General features: G+C 66.2%; 3 protein-coding genes. 2 read left to right on the top strand and 1 reads right to left on the bottom strand.

All coding sequences use genetic code 11. The annotated features are described in order from the left end of the window. Window positions 1-156: 156 nt before the first annotated feature. Window positions 157-627 carry a GntR family transcriptional regulator gene (locus tag OR16_RS39055; RefSeq protein WP_237717409.1) on the bottom strand — a complete coding sequence of 157 codons (471 nt, stop codon included), beginning with the start codon at window positions 625-627 and terminating at the stop codon, window positions 157-159. A gap of 98 nt (window positions 628-725) precedes the next feature. Between OR16_RS39055 and OR16_RS42745 the strand changes: the two genes are divergently transcribed. Together OR16_RS42745 and OR16_RS42740 are read left to right on the top strand one after the other, a co-directional pair. Next, a complete protein-coding gene (locus OR16_RS42745; RefSeq protein WP_063709637.1) occupies window positions 726-1,100 on the top strand; it encodes a glutamate racemase in 375 nt (124 codons plus the stop codon). Further along, on the top strand, window positions 1,085-1,514 hold a 430-nt coding region (locus OR16_RS42740; protein ID WP_237717408.1), incomplete at its 3' end, for a hypothetical protein. The genes OR16_RS42745 and OR16_RS42740, both read left to right, overlap by 16 nt.

Genomic DNA, 1,514 nt, shown 5'->3' with positions numbered 1-1,514 from the left:
CGCTCGCGCAGCACCACCCGCGCGGCCGAGTCGGATGGCTTGCGGATACCGGTCACGACCATCAGTTGCCCGGCGTCGCAACGGATGCCGCGGGTCGCCCGCAGGTAAGCGGCGATTCCCCGCGCAGGGCCAGGTCTCCGCAGGGATCGTCGTCGCTCAGTTGCTGCGCGGACAACGACCGCAGCGCCCGGCCGACATGGCTGCGCCATCGTCGAGCGGAAACAGCGCGGGATCGGCCAGGCGTGCAACGAAGGGCCGGCCCGCAACGACGCGCGTTTGCACCGCCACGGCGCTCGTGGCAAGGATGGCCTGTGTCATCGGGGGCGCTTTGGCGTCCTTGACTTCGTGCAGCGAAAACGCCTCCGGAAGCCTGGCGCTCACGCGCGAGCCTGAGCCGACCCGGCTCGCGATATAGCCCTCCAGCCGCAACTGCTCGAACGCCAGTTCGACAATCCCCCGCGACACCGCCCAGCGCGCCGCCAGCGTACGGGTCGACGCAAGCCGCGCGCCGCGTGGCAGGCTGCCGCCAAGGATGGCCTGGCGAATGCTGCGATACACCCACGCTTGCTTGGCTTCTCCCGCGTTCCTTGGCAGCACGGCCAGGTCCAGCACTTCGGCGTCGCGCATCTTCGGCATAAATGGCCCAATTAGAATTGCCATTATCGGCACTTCTAATTGTACCGATTTGACGCGATAGTCCTTGCGAACCCACTCACCGAATCGTCATGGAACCCCTCGCCACGCTGCATCGACCCATTGGTGTCTTCGACGCCGGCATCGGCAGCTATGCCGCTGTCAGGCTCCTGCAGGAACGCTTCCCGGACCAGGACCTGATCTATCTCGCCGACCGCGCCAGTTTTCCGTATGGCGGCAAAGACAGGCAAGCCTTGCTGGAAGTCACCGCACAAGCCGTGCAACGCCTGCAGGGACTCGGCGCGAGCGCCATCCTGATGGCATCCAACGCGCCATCGGTCACGGTGCTGGACGATTTGCGCCGCGCCGCCAGCGTGCCGCTGTTCGGCGTGCTGCCGCCGGTTGCCGAAGCCCTGGCGCGCTCGAAGTCCGGGCATATCGGCGTACTGGGGTGCGATCCTTGGTAGAAAGCCCCGAGCTTGGCGAGTACATCGCCACGGCTAGCCGGGGGCGCGGGCGAGCGTCTTCGTTCAATGCATCGGCACTGGTCGAACTGGTGGAATCGGGGGTCTTCCTCAGCGATCCGGCGCGCGCCGGCGCCGAAGTCGACGCCTTCCTTGGCGCGATCCTGGCCGCGCAGCCGGAGATCGATGTGTTCACCTTGTCGTCCACGCATCTGCCCTGGCTCGGCGATTACTTCCAGCGCTTGTTCCCCGGCAAGACCTTTGTCGATCCGGTGCGCGCATCGGTGGAAGCGCTGGCGCCCATGACGACAAGCGGTACGGGTCGGGTTGTTTGTGCCGTTACGGAGAGCCCGGGGAATACGGTATCGGCGTTTCGGGTGATGCTGGCCGCGATGCGGATTGAGTTGGAGGTGGTGG

The sequence above is a fragment of the Cupriavidus basilensis OR16 genome (assembly GCF_000243095.1).
Taxonomy (GTDB): domain Bacteria; phylum Pseudomonadota; class Gammaproteobacteria; order Burkholderiales; family Burkholderiaceae; genus Cupriavidus; species Cupriavidus basilensis_D.
Note: the sequence above shows the minus strand (reverse complement) of the source record. Positions and strands in the feature narration are given on the sequence as shown.